This window comes from bacterium (assembly GCA_023382385.1).
In the GTDB taxonomy this organism is placed as follows: domain Bacteria; phylum Electryoneota; class RPQS01; order RPQS01; family RPQS01; genus JABWCQ01.
Window position 1 is genome coordinate 891,384 of record JAHDVH010000001.1, and the last position, 16,287, is coordinate 907,670.

At 54.7% G+C, this 16,287-nt stretch carries 9 protein-coding genes; 4 read left to right on the plus strand and 5 right to left on the minus strand.

All coding sequences use genetic code 11. From position 1 onward, the window contains the following. Positions 1-56 precede the first annotated feature (56 nt). On the minus strand, positions 57-893 hold the full coding sequence (locus tag KJZ99_03985; GenBank protein ID MCL4305048.1) for a DUF4249 family protein: 837 nt from the start codon (positions 891-893) through the stop codon (positions 57-59). Between the two features lie 3 nt (positions 894-896). Next, positions 897-3,146, minus strand: a complete 2,250-nt coding sequence (locus tag KJZ99_03990) for a TonB-dependent receptor (GenBank protein MCL4305049.1) — start codon at positions 3,144-3,146, stop codon at positions 897-899. 119 nt (positions 3,147-3,265) lie between these two features. Here KJZ99_03990 and KJZ99_03995 point away from each other — a divergent pair, with 119 nt between their 5' ends. Continuing rightward, on the plus strand, positions 3,266-4,534 hold the full coding sequence (locus KJZ99_03995) for a dicarboxylate/amino acid:cation symporter (protein MCL4305050.1): 1,269 nt from the start codon (positions 3,266-3,268) through the stop codon (positions 4,532-4,534). A 56-nt stretch (positions 4,535-4,590) separates the two neighbouring features. On the opposite strand, the gene KJZ99_04000 is transcribed toward KJZ99_03995, so the two are convergent. Then, a complete protein-coding gene (locus KJZ99_04000; protein ID MCL4305051.1) occupies positions 4,591-6,102 on the minus strand; it encodes a carboxypeptidase M32 in 1,512 nt (503 codons plus the stop codon). A gap of 516 nt (positions 6,103-6,618) precedes the next feature. Here KJZ99_04000 and KJZ99_04005 point away from each other — a divergent pair. Then, positions 6,619-11,490, plus strand: coding sequence for a right-handed parallel beta-helix repeat-containing protein (locus KJZ99_04005; protein MCL4305052.1), 4,872 nt, complete (start codon positions 6,619-6,621; stop codon positions 11,488-11,490). Between the two features lie 69 nt (positions 11,491-11,559). On the opposite strand, the gene KJZ99_04010 is transcribed toward KJZ99_04005, so the two are convergent. Continuing rightward, positions 11,560-12,396 (minus strand): universal stress protein, encoded by an 837-nt coding sequence (locus KJZ99_04010; GenBank protein ID MCL4305053.1) that lies wholly within the window; start codon positions 12,394-12,396, stop codon positions 11,560-11,562. A 117-nt stretch (positions 12,397-12,513) separates the two neighbouring features. On the opposite strand from KJZ99_04010, the gene KJZ99_04015 reads away from it, so the two are divergent. After that, positions 12,514-14,076: an aminotransferase class V-fold PLP-dependent enzyme gene (locus KJZ99_04015; protein ID MCL4305054.1), complete on the plus strand. Its 1,563-nt coding sequence runs from the start codon at positions 12,514-12,516 to the stop codon at positions 14,074-14,076. Positions 14,077-14,126: 50 nt separating this feature from the next. Here KJZ99_04015 and KJZ99_04020 read toward each other — a convergent pair whose 3' ends face one another. Beyond that, a complete protein-coding gene (locus KJZ99_04020; GenBank protein ID MCL4305055.1) occupies positions 14,127-14,555 on the minus strand; it encodes a hypothetical protein in 429 nt (142 codons plus the stop codon). A gap of 558 nt (positions 14,556-15,113) precedes the next feature. Between KJZ99_04020 and KJZ99_04025 the strand changes: the two genes are divergently transcribed. After that, on the plus strand, positions 15,114-16,190 hold the full coding sequence (locus KJZ99_04025) for a 4Fe-4S binding protein (GenBank protein MCL4305056.1): 1,077 nt from the start codon (positions 15,114-15,116) through the stop codon (positions 16,188-16,190). Positions 16,191-16,287: the final 97 nt, after the last annotated feature.

Here is a 16,287-nt window from a genome sequence, read left to right on the forward strand (position 1 = left end):
GTTGAAAAGTCAAGCACCTCCGAAGAGGTGCTTGGAACAGGCAATTCGGGTCAAGCTTAGTCTTCGAGTGTGTCTGTCACGGTGATGTGAAAGGTGTCGCAGTCCACCGCACAGAAGACGCCTCTCCCACCGCTGACATTTGAAATGGGATTCAACGCTGGCTCGCCGATGATCGTCGTGGCGATAAAGTTCCACGCCGCCGTGTCGCACGAGAAGATGCGGAACATGGTAGGACCGGTGTAACAGAGTCCGATCCAAGGGACATCCTGTGTTTCGATATAGCGGGTGGTCCAAATGGAGAGATAGGTTCCCGGACCATTGTCATCCCCGAAATCACACTCTTTGCCGTATTTGCCTTCATCCATGGCTTGAATCAGAATTGCATAGCCAAAATTCACATCACTCGTCGTCCAGCGCAAGCGAAGCTCATCTCCTCCGTATTCCAGCGTATCGGGAGCGGGATCGGTGATCAAATCGCCATCAACCAGCACGGCCTGAGTGATTTCAATTGGTGCCACGGCGTAGGAGTAAGCCCGCAAGGTGTCCTGCTCACGCACGACGAGCAGATCGTAACGCTCGCCGGTGGTTACGACGTGCACAGACTCGGGCAAAGCATAAGTCCCGGGCACTCCGGAGTTCTCTTCAGTAAGCTGATAGGTGGACTGCTGATTGACCGTAATGTAAACCTCCGCTCCACTCACGCGCACCTGATCGGGATAATAAGCCTGATCGATCGGCACGGTGTGAGACAGGCGGATTTCCAGCCGCTGCCCGATATACATGAACCCGTCAACCACCAGCTCTTCCTGATACTTGACGTCCGCTTCATCGTCACAGGCGGACAGCAGGAATGTGCTGAACAAGGCAAGAAGTATGTAAGAAGAATATTTCATGGATTAGAACTCCGCGGTGAAGCCGACAGTAGGCAGAAACGGCAATTGGCCGATAATCTCATAGCCGACCGGATTGGTGGTCAAGTCGAGCGACCTCAGGAAGGCGTTCTTGCGACCCAGCACGTTGATGACCTCCACATAAGGAGAGAACTTGCACCAGCTCCATTCGTATTTTAAGCGATAGGCGACATCCAGTCGAACATACGGACTGAAGCGTTCGCCGTAGGTTGGTCCCGGTTGGAAGAAGTGCGCGGGCAATCCGAGACCTGGACTGTAAGCTCCCAATGCCTTGGTATACGGCAGGCCGGACTGATAATTCAACCTTGTTTCCAAACTGCCGCGCCTGCGAATCTTCCGGCTGACAAACAAGTTGCTGCTGTGTTGGCGGTCGAAATATGCGGGGAAGGTCTTTCCCTGATCAAGCGGCTCGAAGTTCTCAAAGGCTCCGAAGACTCTTCGTGATCTTCCCCATGCATAACCCAGACTCATCTCATAGCTTCCAAAATCTCCGCCGATGGTGGCGTCGAAGCCGTAGGCGTATCCTTTACCGACACGAACGTAATCTTCAAGGTCCGTGTCGCCGTCATCCTTGGCATTGATCAGGTCAAGCTGCACAATATTCTGGAAGTTCTTGTAGTATGCGCCACCTGTCACTTTAAACCTGCCCAGACTGTCATCCACAAAACTCAGGGCAAAATGCTGTCCACGGGCAATGCCGAAGCGTTCACCCAGCGCAATGTACGAATCGAACAGCGAAGCAAAGTCCTCGCCCACGCGCACCTGCTGAAGATACTGGGTGTATAGTCCCCACGCGCCGCTCACATACATTCCCGGGGCCAAATCCCTGCGCGCGGCAAGTCGCGGCAGCAATTCATTTGACTCTTTCAGACTGTAATGTTCGTAACGCAGACCGGGGGTAATCGTCCATTTGTCGGTCAGACGGTAGTCGTCAGACGCGTACAGCGACAGCAAGTCGCCATCGTAGTCGTTGCGTCCTAAAAGGTAGTCAGAGGACAGGAACTCCAGATACGAATCAAACATCTTGGCTTCAAACCCGAAGGTCATCGAGTTTCGCGCATTTGCGAAATAGGTGATGTCGGATTCGAGGGTGAGGTCATTGATATTGTTGTTCCATTCCCCCCACGAGTCCGTCGTTTCGAAGCGTTGTTTACCGTAGAAGTTGCTGCCGGCGAAGTTTGTATGCGAGTAGACCTTTGGCGAAAAGATGTGAACGAACGGAATGCTGAATGTCCTGTTCCCCCAAGTCAATCGCAGGCGGTCGCCGACCGCCGACGACAGCTTCAGGATATCGTCGCCCCAGTAGGCAGACGGCGAAATTCGGTCACCGTTCGCGAAATCCCGCGTGACCTTCGCATTGAAATCGAAGAAGTAGTAAGGAAAGTCATCTTCGATGATGCCCGCGTTTTTGAAGGCTTTGGTCGCCGCGTCAATATATGTTCGTCGACCGGCCACCAACCACGACCCGTGCGGCAGCGGCCCTTCGAGCAGAGCCGTAGAAGACAACAGCGAGAGTCCCACTTTGCCCTGCATCTTGTTGCGGTTGCCTTCGCGGTCCGCCACGTCTACCACAGCGGACAATCTGCCGCCATATTGTGCGCCGAACCCGCCCTTGATAAGCTTGACGTCCTTGATGGCGTCCATGTTAAAGATAGAGAACAGACCGGCCAGGTGTGTCGGCTTGTATACATTGATGCCGTTCAGCAGAATCAGATTCTGGTCACCCGAACCACCCCAGATATTCAGTTCTGCCGAGAAATCACTGGACGGCAGAATTCCCGCCGTGGCTTGCAACGCGCGAAACAAGTCAGGTTCGGCAAGCTGTGGTAACTTGACCAGTTGCCTCGGAGTGACTTCGATCTGTGCGACTTTGGGCGCGTATTCCGGTTCTTTGCGCTCCGCGATAATCACGACCTCGCGACCCAGCAGCGCCGCCGGACGCAAGCGAATCTCAAAGTTCTGATTCTCTCCGTTGATCGAGATCGGCTTGCGCAGAGATTCATATCCCAGCGACGTGAAGACCAGCGTGTATTCCCCTTGTTCCAGATTCGGAATCGAGAAGAATCCTTCCACGTTAGCTGCGGCCCCGCGATTCGTTCCCTCCACAACGACCGCCACAGCTGGAATCGACTCTCCCGTGGCGTCGTCTTTGATTTTGCCGGAGACTGTCGCGCGTGCAAACGCCCCCGTTGCCCAGCCCGCCAGCATTGCCAGCAAAATGATGTTACGAAGCATACTTCCCCATGGATTAAGTTTCGCGAAAGCCTTGCAGCCTTCAATTAGGTTTGTTAATTTGTTTGCCGATACAGTATCTGCTGTCATTTGTTTTGACTTGAAGTGAGATTGGAGCAGGCATGTCCTCGACCAAGAAGGCCACACTGACCATTTGGATTCTCGCCGCTCTGCTGGCCGGATTTCTTTTCGGGATAGTCGGCAATGCCTTGCTGCCGGAAGCGGCCAGCACAGGTCTGATCAAGTGGCTGTTGAAACCCGTCGGCGACATCTTCCTGCGGGCCATCACCATGCTGGTCGTCCCGATAGTGTTCGTCTCACTCGTCTACGGTGCAGCCTCTATCGGCGATCCCAAGAAGCTCGGCCGAGTCGGACTGCGGGTCATGCTCATCTATCTGCTGACGACGGCACTCGCGGTTTCGATGGCGCTCTTCATTGCGGAGGTGATTGTAAGGCCGGGGACGGGGATCTCGCTTCCCACCGACGCGTCGTTTACGCCCAAGCAGGCTCCCTTCATCATGGATGTCATCGTGGACATGATTCCCAAGAACCCCTTTCAGGGCATGGTGGAAGGGAACATGCTGCAGGTTATCTTCTTTGCTCTTTTGTTGGGAATTGCGCTGGCTCAACTCGGCGCGAAGGCCGAACCTGCCATGCGGTTGGCCGAAATCGGCAATGACGTGCTGATGCGAGTTGTGGAGATAATTATCTGGCTGGCGGTGCCCGGCGTGTTTGCCCTGATTGCCAAAGTCATGCTTGAACAGGGTCTTGGCGTGCTGTTGCCGCTGCTTGCCTATGTATTGACTCTTTCGGGCACGCTTTTGTTGCAATTGTTCATCGTCTACTCCGCCCTGCTCTATGTCTTCACAAAATTATCACCTGTTCAGTTTTTCAAGAACCATATTCCGGTGATGACCGTCGCCTTCTCAACATCGTCTTCCAACGCCACGCTGCCGGTATCCATCGACGTCGCAGAGCGCCGGCAGGGCGTTTCAAAGGGTATTGCCAGCTTTGCGCTTCCGCTCGGTGCGACGATCAACATGGACGGCACGGCCATCATGCAGGGAGTTGCCACGGCCTTCATCGCTCAGGTTTACGGCATTGACTTGAACTTTTCGCAACTTGTCACTGTGGTGATCACGGCAGCTTTGGCTTCGGTCGGAACGGCAGGCGTGCCCGGTGTCGGGCTGATTACGCTTTCGATGGTGTTGATGTCTGTCAATCTGCCGGTCGAGGGAATCGCCTTGATTATCGGTGTGGACAGGTTGCTGGATATGCTTCGCACGGTGGTCAACGTCACCGGGGATTCTGCAACAGCCGTCATCGTCTCCAAAATGGAGAACGAACTGGATGTCCACGAATTTTACGCCGAGAACGCAGGCGTGGATTAGACACCTTCACTCGCGATTCATGAAGGGCGGCTTAAAGCCGCCCTTTTTCATCGTGGTTACAGCTTGTAGAGAGCAGAGAACTTCTCAGTTAAGTAGCTCAGGTAATCTTCCGTTCCAAGCGGCTTGCCAGTGGCTCTGATAAGCAACTCGTCGCGGGTGTAGCGCCGTCCGAGTTTGTGGACGTGCTCACCAAGCCAAGCAAGAATGTCACGGAACTCGCCTTTTTCAATCTGCTGAGTCATATTGGAGATATCGGCGTTCATTTTCTTCCACAACTGACCGGCAATAATGTTCCCGACGGAATAGGACGGGAAGTATCCGAAGCTGCCGCCGCTCCAATGCACGTCCTGCATCACTCCTTGCTTGCCGTCGTCCGGCGGTGTCAGACCCAGATAGCTCTGGATTTTCTTGTTCCAAACTGAAGGCAGGTCCGAAACGGAGATCACACCCGCAAACAGGTCGCGTTCGATTTCAAAGCGCAGGATAATGTGCAGGTCATAGGTCAATTCATCGGCCTCTACTCGGACGAGGCTGCGTTCGACGTGATTGATGGCCAGCACCCAATCGTCCATGTTCATGCCGGCGAGTTCTTCGCCGAAGTGATTTATGAGATTCGGATAGAAGTGTTTCCAGAACGGCTTGCTGCGACCGATGTAGTTCTCCCACATCCTGCTCTGTGACTCGTGCATGCCGTAGCTCAGCGCCTCCGAGAGTGGTGTGCCATAGGTTTCCGGCGCGACACCCTGTTCATAAAGCCCGTGCCCCATTTCGTGAATGATGCCGAACAGAGCCTGCGTCGGCGCGTGCTCGTTATAGCGCGTGGTCAACCGGACGTCACCCAGTCCACCCGAACAGAATGGGTGAATGGAAGTGTCCAGGCGGCCGCCCTGTCGGTCGAAGCCGATAGCGTAGATCAGTTCTTCACCGAACGCCTTTTGCTTCTGAGCTGCGAATCGGTTCTTTTGAAAGGCGAATTTCGCTTTGACAGGTGATGCCGTCACGCGGTCGACGAGTGGCACGGTAACCGCTTTGACTTCATCAAACAGCTTGGTCAATGAGTCGGCGGTGGCACCGCGTTCGTAGTCTTCGATCAGTGCATTGAGCGGAGTGCCTTCGTAGCCCTGCGCTTCTGCATATTTCTTGGTCAGTTCCACGAGCTTTTCAAGCTCTGGCGCGAACATCGAGAAGTCCGCCTTTTCGCGCGCTCGTCCCCAAACATCGTGCGTCATCGATCGCTGACGGGACAGTTCTTCGACCAACTCTTGCGGAACTTTGGTCGCCCGATGATAATCGCGCGCCATTTCGCGCACGTTGGCCTTTTCCGCCTCGTTGAGCGCACCGTTAGCCGATTGACATTGCTCAATCAGCTCCCCGACATGTGCAGAGGTAAGTTTTTCGTGCGCCAGCCCGCTGATCATGGCGAGTTGATTCGCACGTTTCTCAGCGCCCTTCGGCGGCATATTGACCTGCATGTCCCAATGCAGCAGGCCTTCAATGCCGGAGAGAGTGGAATAGTCTTTGAAAGTTTTTGTTAGTTCAGCGTAGCTCTTTCGAATATCTGCGGTCATACCCTTGCCTTCTTCCAATGTTGCTTGTGCATAAGTTGTCTGGGAAACTGATTATTGAACCTTGCTTTGAGACCGGCTTGGTTCGCATGCCAGGAGACTGGGACCAGTATTGGCCAGTCTCCCACTTGCACCCGGTCGAATTTGATTGCTTTTGCATAACCCCAAGACTCCGCGGACTGCTGATTAGCGACGGCCAAGAGGAGGCATACAGGGCAATGGGTCTTTGGCAGAGAAGGGACTCTAAGTCCTCATCTTTACAATAAGAACGCTGCAAGAGCCCGGTAAGTGCTTGTTATTTATTTCCACTTGCTCTGGAAACAAAATAGTGATTTCTCCATTAATTCTCAAATACCGTCAAATTTAACGGGTCAGTAATTTTGAATAGTGGACCGACAGGAGCGAAATTATTTTCACAGTCGGTCGAACAGGTGTTGTCATTCATTGGTTGATATGCTACCTTGAAGCGATTTGTGGAAGCTACCTGCGTCCAGGATACTGGGAACTCTTGTTGAGGGCATGCTGAGACTATTCGCTATTGTATTTATGATGACCGTTTCGCACTCGGCTTTTGCGGTGCTGAACGGTCATTACTCTATCGGACCCTCAGGACAGTTTGCCACCCTTCGTCAGGCCGTAGACAGCCTGAATTCTCAGGGCATCTCCGGCCCGGTCACTTTTTCCGTCGCGCCTGGCACGCAGACCGGCCCGATTGCCCTCACATCGTTCCCCGGCTCAGGCGACTTCAACGTCACATTTGCTCCCACGGCGGCCGGATTCATCACCGTAGTTTCGAGCGACACGTCGCAGCCTGTGATTCGGGTGACAGGCACGAAGAACGTTCAGTTGAAAGGGTTCGCGGCCAACTCCGTGAGCCAGTCGCAACCTGCTTTGCGCATCGACGGCAATAGCACGGAAATCACCATTCACCAAGGGAATTTCTCGGCGCGCGCAACGTCGCGTGTGATTGAGATTGTGGGGACGCAAGTCTCCGGTGTGCGGGTCACCGAATGCGGCGTCCGGCGCGGCGGCGACGGCATTTTCATATCGTCACCTGCGGCGTCGAGCCAAGGTCACAGGATCGAGAGCTGCGTGATTGACAGCGTGCTGCGCGGCATTGTGCTGGAGCGGCAGACGGACTGCTCGATAGAGCGGTGTATCATCAAGCCAAATTCGGGTTCCGGGTCCGGCGCGACCGGAATCCACGTCGGGCCGCAGAACGAGTCGGACAGCGTGAGCGTGCAGGGCAACGTCATATCTCAGATACGCACGACAGGCGGATACGCGACAGCGATCCGACACGCTCCGTTGAACAACTCCTCCCGCCTGACCTGCATGAACAACATCGTTCACAGTTTTCAGAACACCGGTTCTTCTCAAGTTCGTGCGCTGTTCTTCACTGGCGGCAGAAGTGCCGTCATCAACAACAGCGTGCTTGTCAACGATGTCACGTCAACGGGAACGACCTACACAGTGTACAACGGTCTGACGTCGCCCGACGCCAGCCTGACACTCTTGAACAACATTTTTGTCAATCGTGAAGCGACTCGCCCGTCCTACAACGTGTTTATCCTGACGTCGGCCGGAAGTCTGACCTCCAATAATAATCTATTCCACGGCACCGGAAGTTCATACAGACTGGGTTGGTATCAAACAGAACACGCAACTCTGAATGCTTGGAGTTCCGCCACCGGACAAGACCTCTCAAGTTATGTTGGTGATCCGCAGTTTGTCTCCGACACGGATCTACACCTGCGATCAAGCTCCTCCCTTCCCCACCAGAACGGCGCAATTGCAAAGATGGCGGGGATTGACATTGACGGCGAACCGCGCTTTCAGCCTCCGGATATCGGGGCCGACGAGTATACGTACGATGCACCGCCGTTTGACGCGGCAGTATTGTCTGTCTTGGATGCGCCTGCGGGGGTTCCGGAATACACGACTGTCACGATACACGTCTTGATTCAAAATCGCGGCTCACAGCCGCTTGTGGATCTTCCGATACGACTATCGGCGAACGGCTCTCAGCTTGCTGAAACTCAAGTAACCATTTTCCCGTCTGTCGCGGACAGCGTCGCGCTGACTTGGGAAACCGGCGCCGCAGGTGAGACGCTTTCGCCGGTTGTGGAAGTAGTACTGCCGGAAGACTCGAATCCTGCCAATAATTCGCGATCATTCACACTTCACGTAACTGCGGCGGCACTTTCGGGCACCTATCGCGTCGGCGGGACAGACTCCGATTTTGCGAGTATCGCGGCAGCGTTGGGTGAACTTTCAACGCGCGGAGTTTCCGGCCCCGTTACATTTGAACTGAGCGCAGGCGACTATTCCGAGTCCATCCATCTTCAGCCGTTTCCGGGAATGGGTGCACAGCATCCGCTGACGATACGGCGCGCTCCCTCTGTAGCCGGTAGTGTGGTGCTCATGCCCGGCACAGGAGAACCTGTGGTTCGACTCACCGGCGTCACGCATGTGACCTTTGAAGATCTGACCTTTGCCTGTCTGGGTCTTGCACTTGAAATCGTGCGTCTGGAGAACGGCAGCTCGCACAACACACTGCGGAACTGCGTCATTCACAACGCATCGCACGAGCAGGTGACATCATCCGGCATCGCACTGCACGGCGGCTGTCACAACAACTTGATTGAGAACTGTTCGGTCGTTGCGTCGTACACCGGTATTTTGCTGGAGGGCGAGGGTGCGACCCACGGTTTTGAGAATGTCATCCGCAATTGCACGCTCGACAGCATCCGCACGGGAATCTCTGCGATTCGCCAGCACAGGTTGAATATCGAGCAGTGTGATGTTCGCGCGGGCTACCCGGGCGCGCCGGGTAATATCCATGCAATTCGTATTGGATCGCTGGCCGCAACGGATACGATCGTGATCAGCCGCAACAAGCTGTTTGGCGGAACTTCGAGCGGCACACTTTACGGCCTCTATAGCGAGCCGGCGTCGGGCACCGTAATCGCCGCGAATAACTGGATTGGCAACTTCGACAGCACGTCAGCGGCCACAGTAACGGCAATATCCTGCCGCAGCGGAACGACCGTGCTGTGGCACAACAGTATCGAGATCGGCAATCTCTCTGCTCCCAGCGCAGCGATTGTGATAGCACTGAGCGGCTCGCAGACGGCACTTACGATGAGGAACAACATTTTGCGCGTGCGCCGGACAAACGGCATTGCCAGAATGTTTGATTGGTCGTCAGGCGTGCTCGACTCCGACTACAATCTATTCGAGACACCGGGAACGAATCCGGAGTTTCGCTTCGCCAATTCATCTCTTGACGAGAATTGGCAGACGCTCGCAGCTTGGACGACAGGCACACAGCAGGACAGCAGCAGTATCACCAGTCAAGCCGGCTTTGTCTCCGCGACGGATTATCACGTGCGGCCGGATGCTTTCGGGCCGTCCAATCGGGGCATCCACCTTCCGCAGGTCACCACCGATTTTGACGGTGAACCGCGCGACAGTGTTCCCGACCTCGGAGCCGACGAATACAACTACCTTCCCGCGATTGTTGACATCGCGGTGAATGCGCTGGAACTTGAGACGCTTCCGTTGCCGTCCGGCGCGACAACCACCGTGTATGCGATGGTTGAGAATGTCGGTCAGCTTTTCGCACCCTTAGTTTCCGCAGAGCTTCGTTATGAAGGCGTTGTCCTCGGTATGCAGACGATCGATCTGCCTGCCGGCGAAGTGCGTGAATTGACGTGGGAATGGGATGTGCCCGAGAGCTCACTGATGTTCGGTTCGCTTGAGGTCAGCGTTTCGACCGCGGGCGATGCCGTTCCGTTCAACAACACGCAGACACGCAGCGTGGTTATTGCCGGTGTTTCGCTGTCAGGACAAGTTTTGGTGGGTGCAGGCGGCCAATTCCCGTCACTCAGTCAACTTGCGGCTCATCTGAAGTGGCGTGGGATATCAGCAGACGTGACCGTCGGGATATTGCCCGGCACGTACACTGAGAAGGCAACGTTTGATGCGATTCCCGGTGCCGGCGTGCAGGGCCGCGTGATGATCCTGCCGGCACTGCCGAACACTGTGACACTGACGGCCGCTAACTCCTCATGTGTGCTGGAGCTTCGCGGGACGGAGTATCTCGAGTTTCGCGATCTTAATATCCAGACTGGCGCAGGCACGTCCATGGGCGTGCGGCTGTTTTCCGGTGCGAGTTACAACGTCTTTTCGAACTGCACGGTAAGCGGCCCGGGTGAAGAGAATCTGGGCGGCGTCGGGTTGCAAGTGCTGGGAACGGGCTGCCTCGGGAATGTGGTCGAACAATGCGACATCTCCAATTTCTATACGGGTGTCTCGCTGACGGGAAGCAATTACGATCTTTCGCGGGACAATCAAGTGAAGTTATGCCGCATCACCGACGCCTATTACGGAGTTTGGCTGGATCACCAGCGGGACGTGCAGGTGTATGGCAATGAGATTCTTCCCGGGTCATCAACGGGACCAGCGAACGCGTGCTACGGGATTTACATCTTGCAGCTTGGGACGGGAGGATCCGCGCGCATCGAGGGGAACAGGATTCACGGGTTCCGCGATTCATCCGGTCCGCGATCGAATCGCGCGTCTGGAGTCTACTCTGCGCCGGGCTTGAACGCATCCGTCGACATCGTGAACAATTTCATTTACGGTTTCGGCAATCTGGTCACGCTGCGAGTGCGCGCAATCTATTTGTCAAGCGGTGAACACTTTGTGGCCAACAACTCGATTCATTTAGACGACACGCCGGCCAACAACGACATGTCGGGGATTTTCATTTCGACGGGTGCGGAACACGAGCTTTACAATAATTGCATCGTCACCTACGAGAGCAACGTGCCCGCCTACGGACTTGAGTTGCAAAGCGGAGCCGCGGCGCTCTCAGACTTCAATTGTTTGTGGGGTAATTCAACGCAGTTCAAGGCGGCGATTTCCGCGGGAACGGTTTACCAGACGTTGGGCCAATGGCAGACCACGGGACAAGACGCAAACAGTATCGCTGCACGTCCAAGGTATGTTTCGGCCACCGACTTACATTTGATGAACGACGATACTGTCTGCTACGATTCGGGAATTTCGCTGCCGGAGGTCACTCTGGATATTGACGGTGAGTCACGGGCACCTCGGCCCTGTATTGGCGCGGACGAGATCTTTCCATCGAATTCAATCGGCCCGCCGGTCGGCTTGACGATTGTCTGTGTGGATGGAGCGGAATACACGCTGTCGTGGGAAGCAGTGCCGAGCGCAAGGCTGTATCATGTTTACGCCGCCGAAAGCCACGAGGAGTTGCAGACTTCACCGTATGAACTTGGGGTGACAGAGGATTCTTTCCTGACGGTGAGATTGGAAGAGTTTGGTCCTGCAAAGCTGTTCTTCCACGTTCGCGCGCAATAAAACGAGTTTCACTTGCGTGAAAAGGCCGCCCGAAAGAGCGGCCTTTATTTATGCCGAGCTTTTCGAAGCTTACTGATAGACCAAGAGGGGGACGCTGCCGAACTCAAGAAGTTTTTCAGTTGCCGAGTGGCTCAAGAAGTCAGCGAGCCACCCCTCCCGGACGGACCCTATGACGATCAGTGGATCGGGATAGTGCTGCGTTTCATTCTTGAGGACGCTGGCCATCTCGCCTTCGCGCCGCGCAATGTCGACCGGTAGTCCATATGCCTGGACATAGCGTGCTGCAAGTTCGAGCCGCTGTTTGGACAATTCACTTTCCATGTCGACAGTGACGAGCACTACTTTTGAGACAATCGGGGAGAGATTGTGCAGATGCAGCAGCGCGGACAGTGCCCTGCCGCTGTATTTGTCGCCTTGGTAGTTCACAAGAGCAGTCTGGCGCGGGGTCCAGTTTTCGGTGACGGCCAAGACAGGCGTAATCGGATGCTTGACAAGTCGGAGGACGGTATCGCCCGGTTCGCTTTGTGTTTCGAAGTGGAAGAAAGTGCGCACCCCGACGACAATCAAGTCGGCGGTTTTGGCATATTCGAGGAGCGCGCGGAACGGCACGCCGATTTCATGCGCGATTTCATAGGGGACACCGGCGGCCTGGCAGGCTTGCGCGAAATCAGAGAGGAACTCTTTTGTGCGGGCGGTAGCACTGGCGAGGTGTTCTTCAATGATTTTTCGTGAATAATAAATTGAGCCAAGTCCTGCGCCAGTTTCGGCACTTTCAATACCGGGCAAGTCAATGACGGCGACACCGATGACTGTTCCTCCGCAGGCAGCGGCCCGGCTGAGCGCGGCGGAAATGGCCGCGTTGGAATAGGTCGAGCCATCCAGCCCGACGACGATTCGCTTGCTCATGGGGACTCCAGACTTTCCTGAATTTTCTGAAGATACCATTCTGGAGCGACATCGTCAACTCCCTTGCCGCTCGCGCGGGATTTGCGTATTTTGTCAGGATGACAAACGGAGGACCTGATGAGCTATTCCAAAACTGACCAGAACGGTCAGGCTTACTTCACGCGGCGGCTGGTGGACTGTCTGGCGGATTGTCCACGGGAGCAGGTGCCAACCCGCGACGAGGTGGATGAGCGGCGGTTTATGGAGCGGCTGCGCGCAGGTGTGCTCGGCAACGGGATTGAAATTGAGACTCCATACGGGCGTAAACCGCTGAGGTATTTTGACTTCATCGCATCGGGCAGATTTCATCGCGATGTGGAAGAGGAAATTGCGGAGCGGGTGTTGCCGTATATGGCAAATACGCACACGGAAAGCTCTTTTACAGGGCGGCACATGACGCGTCTGTTTGAAAACGCGTTTTGTCGAATTGCCCGCTATATGAACGCGAGCGAGGATGATGTTGTGATTCCGGTGGGTTCGGGGTCGACGGGAACGATCAACCGGTTGATTCACGTGTTGGGATTAAGACTTCCGGATCAGCTTGACGAGAAGTATCATTTGCGAAGCCACATTCCAGAGGACGACCGGCCGGTAGTATTTCGCTCGCTGATGGAGCATCATTCGAACGACATCTGCTGGCGGGAAACGATCGCGGAAACGGTCTATGTAGACTTGAACGAGCACGGCTGTATCTGTCCGAATGATTTGGCGGAAAAGATGCAGAGCTATAAGCATCGCAAGGTCAAGTATGGAACGTTCAGCGCGGCATCCAATGTGACAGGGATTCTGAACGATTGTCATGCGTTGGCGCGGGTGCTGCACGAGCACGGGGCATACGCGTTTTTTGACTTTGCTGCAGCGGGGCCGTATGTGGAGATTGATATGCATCCGCAGGGCGATCCGCTGGGATATTACGACGCGGTGTTTTTGTCGGTGCATAAGTTTCTGGGAGGGCCGCGCACGCCGGGGATATTGGTGGCGAACAAACGGTTGTTTACGAATCGGGTTCCGGCAGAACCCGGCGGCGGGACGGTGCTCTACACGTCGCCGTGGGATCACCGCTATTTGTCGTCAATCGCGCAACGCGAGACGGGCGGGACTCCGCCGATTGTGCAGAGTATTCAGGCGGGGTTGGCGTTCGATTTGAAAGCAGCGATGGGAACGGAACGGATTCAGCGCATCGAGCACGATTACATGACACGAGCGTTGAAGGAGTGGCTGCATAACGATCAGATTTTGATTCTTGGCTTGACGGATGCCAAGCGGCTCGGGGTGTTCAGTGTCATCTTCAAGGACTTGCATCACAACTTAGCTGCGGCGTTGTTTAACGATCTATTCGGGATTCAGGTGCGTGGCGGGTGCATGTGCGCGGGTCCTTACGGGCATCTGCTGCTGCATATTGAGCAGAGTCACTCAAGCGAAATTCGCAAGCGGCTGGATCACGGTCACATTGGCGAGAAGCCGGGTTGGGTGCGGATCAGTTTATCGCCGACGGTCAGCGAGGAAGAGTTTCAGGTGCTGCTGGAAGCGGTCGAGCACATCAGCAGGCACGGGAAGCGCTACGAATCGCAATACAGGCTGGTGGATGACACGGGAGAGTGGGTGTGCGAGGGCTGCGGGGTGACCGCTAACCAACAGTGATTGCGTCCGCCTGCCAGCGTGGCAGATTGCGTTTCGCTGACTATTGAGGATTACGGGGTGGCATTGCGTTCTTTGTATAATCGGGATCCCACCAGACTCCCTATCAGGAGTTCGGCCAGCCCCCAGACGATGCCGATGACCGTCAATTTGACGGGCATGAAGCCGTAGAAGACGTTGGCGACATTAGGAAGGAGATTGCCGATTAGCCAGACAATCACGGCGGCAAGAACCGCTGTTTTTGCTTTCGCTTTCAGACGGGGGATAAAGGCCGCGTACAGCCAGACAAGCGTGAAGCCAAAGGTGAGCGACACGAACACGAAGTAAGCCATAGCGCCATGACTAAGCGGGGGCAGGTTGAAGCGGGCGAGTGCCAAGGTCATCTGGTCACCAACGACTGGAAGCATGGTCGCTCCGCTTGCCATGATAAGCAGGCCGGCGACCAATCCACCGAGGGCGACGCGCCGTAAATTGATTGACATTATTGGTCTCCGAAGCGAAGGAGGTGTTTTTGCCATGTGAGGCAACGGGTCGTCTGCAGACTTGGACTCACATACCCCGAGGATACTTTCGAGGTTCTGCGCGAGACGATAGGTTCTTGCTGATTCCAACCGCTTGTCGGTCTGGGCGGTCCGGTTGAACTTTCTGCCGGAAGTCTCGGTTGGAGATTTTGGTGGTTAGCTGTGCTTAATATACGACGTTTTGCGGAGCATGTCAAGGGATTTTGTATTATTTATTGTTATTTAATGCAAAGTATTGTTTGATATTTGTTTGTTAAGGGAGCCTCGGAGCCTTTTGTTGAAGTTACGGGGAAGAGGCGCGGGGAGCAAAGGTTACAGGAGGAGGTCGAGCCATCAGCTCGACCTTTGTTCTTAATTGCAAAGAGGTTACTTCGGCAAGAAATGGAGTTCTGGATTTAGAACTAATTATTTGATTGGTAAACTGACAATTCTGTGACAACTTGGGGTGCAAGTTTTTGTATACTTAGGCCAGATTGTGGATAAAATAGTCCTTAGTTGGTCTAATTTGGACATTAGAGTATGGATATAGTAGAGTTAGCCAGGCAGCCTGTGAAGAGGCCGATTCCCGGGACGACCAAGGGGAAGATGTATAAGGGCTTCTGGACAACGAGGCACGTGGTTCAGTTGTCGTTTGCCGCGCTGAATGTTGCGCTGGGGGTTCAGTTCTATCTGTTCGTACGTGCCCTGATGCTGGATACAGAGGGGCCGCTTCCCACGCGCCCTGCGGGTGTTGAAGGCTGGCTGCCGATTTCGGGATTGATGGGAGTGATTGACTGGGTCGCGCGGGGAGAGTTGAACTTAATACATCCGGCGTCGGCGATTTTGACATTGTGCTTTTTGGCGATTGCCTTTCTTGCGCGGAAATCCTTCTGCTCGTGGCTGTGCCCGGTCGGAACGATCAGCGAAGGATTGGCGATGCTGGGACGAAAGTTGTTCGGCAGGACTTTTCTACTGCCGCGTTGGCTGGACTATCCGCTGATGAGCATCAAGTATATTCTGCTCGGATTGTTTCTGTTTGCCTTTTACATGATGGGTGCCGCGGGCATTGCGGCATTCATGAACAGCCCGTACAATCAGATTGCGGATGTGAAGATGCTGTTGTTCTTCGTGGAGATTGGAGTTGTCGGGATTACAGTGCTTGCCGTGCTGATTATCGGGAGTGTGTTTGTAGAGGGATTCTGGTGCAGGTATCTTTGTCCGTACGGCGCCATGCTGGGATTGGTTTCGTGGGCAAGTCCGCTGAAGATCCGACGGAACATAGAGACGTGTATTGATTGTGACCGCTGCACAAAGGCTTGCCCCTCGAGACTCCCTGTAGCAACGAAACTGCGAATAATCTCTCCTGAGTGCACAGGTTGTTTGAAGTGCGAGTCGGTGTGTCCAATTAAGGATTGCATCACGCTGGCTCCCACTCCGCGCACGAAGGTGAATGCGAAGCAGCTTGCTCTGACAATTGCGAGTATCTGGCTGGCCTTTGTGTTGACGGCGAAGATAGCTGGTGTATGGGAGACGAAGCTGCAGGACGAAGACTATCGTTATCACTATCATCAGCGGGACATGCCGCAATACGGACATCCGGGTATGGACGGTAAATAGTCAGCGGAAGATTGCGGAAGGTCAGTGCAGAGCCGGAGAAATCTCCGGCTCTTTGATTATTGAAAGAATCGTGCTATATTGGCGCGATCGAACAGAT

Bases quoted from the DNA above. Each gene is read 5' to 3' on its own strand.
- KJZ99_03985 (MCL4305048.1), bottom strand. From the start codon at position 893: ATGAAATATTCTTCTTACATACTTCTTGCCTTGTTCAGCACATTCCTG.
- KJZ99_04005 (MCL4305052.1), top strand. From the start codon at position 6,619: ATGCTGAGACTATTCGCTATTGTATTTATGATGACCGTTTCGCACTCG.
- KJZ99_04025 (MCL4305056.1), top strand. From the start codon at position 15,114: ATGGATATAGTAGAGTTAGCCAGGCAGCCTGTGAAGAGGCCGATTCCC.
- KJZ99_04010 (MCL4305053.1), bottom strand. From the start codon at position 12,396: ATGAGCAAGCGAATCGTCGTCGGGCTGGATGGCTCGACCTATTCCAAC.
- KJZ99_04015 (MCL4305054.1), top strand. From the start codon at position 12,514: ATGAGCTATTCCAAAACTGACCAGAACGGTCAGGCTTACTTCACGCGG.
- KJZ99_03990 (MCL4305049.1), bottom strand. From the start codon at position 3,146: ATGCTTCGTAACATCATTTTGCTGGCAATGCTGGCGGGCTGGGCAACG.
- KJZ99_03995 (MCL4305050.1), top strand. From the start codon at position 3,266: ATGTCCTCGACCAAGAAGGCCACACTGACCATTTGGATTCTCGCCGCT.
- KJZ99_04000 (MCL4305051.1), bottom strand. From the start codon at position 6,102: ATGACCGCAGATATTCGAAAGAGCTACGCTGAACTAACAAAAACTTTC.
- KJZ99_04020 (MCL4305055.1), bottom strand. From the start codon at position 14,555: ATGTCAATCAATTTACGGCGCGTCGCCCTCGGTGGATTGGTCGCCGGC.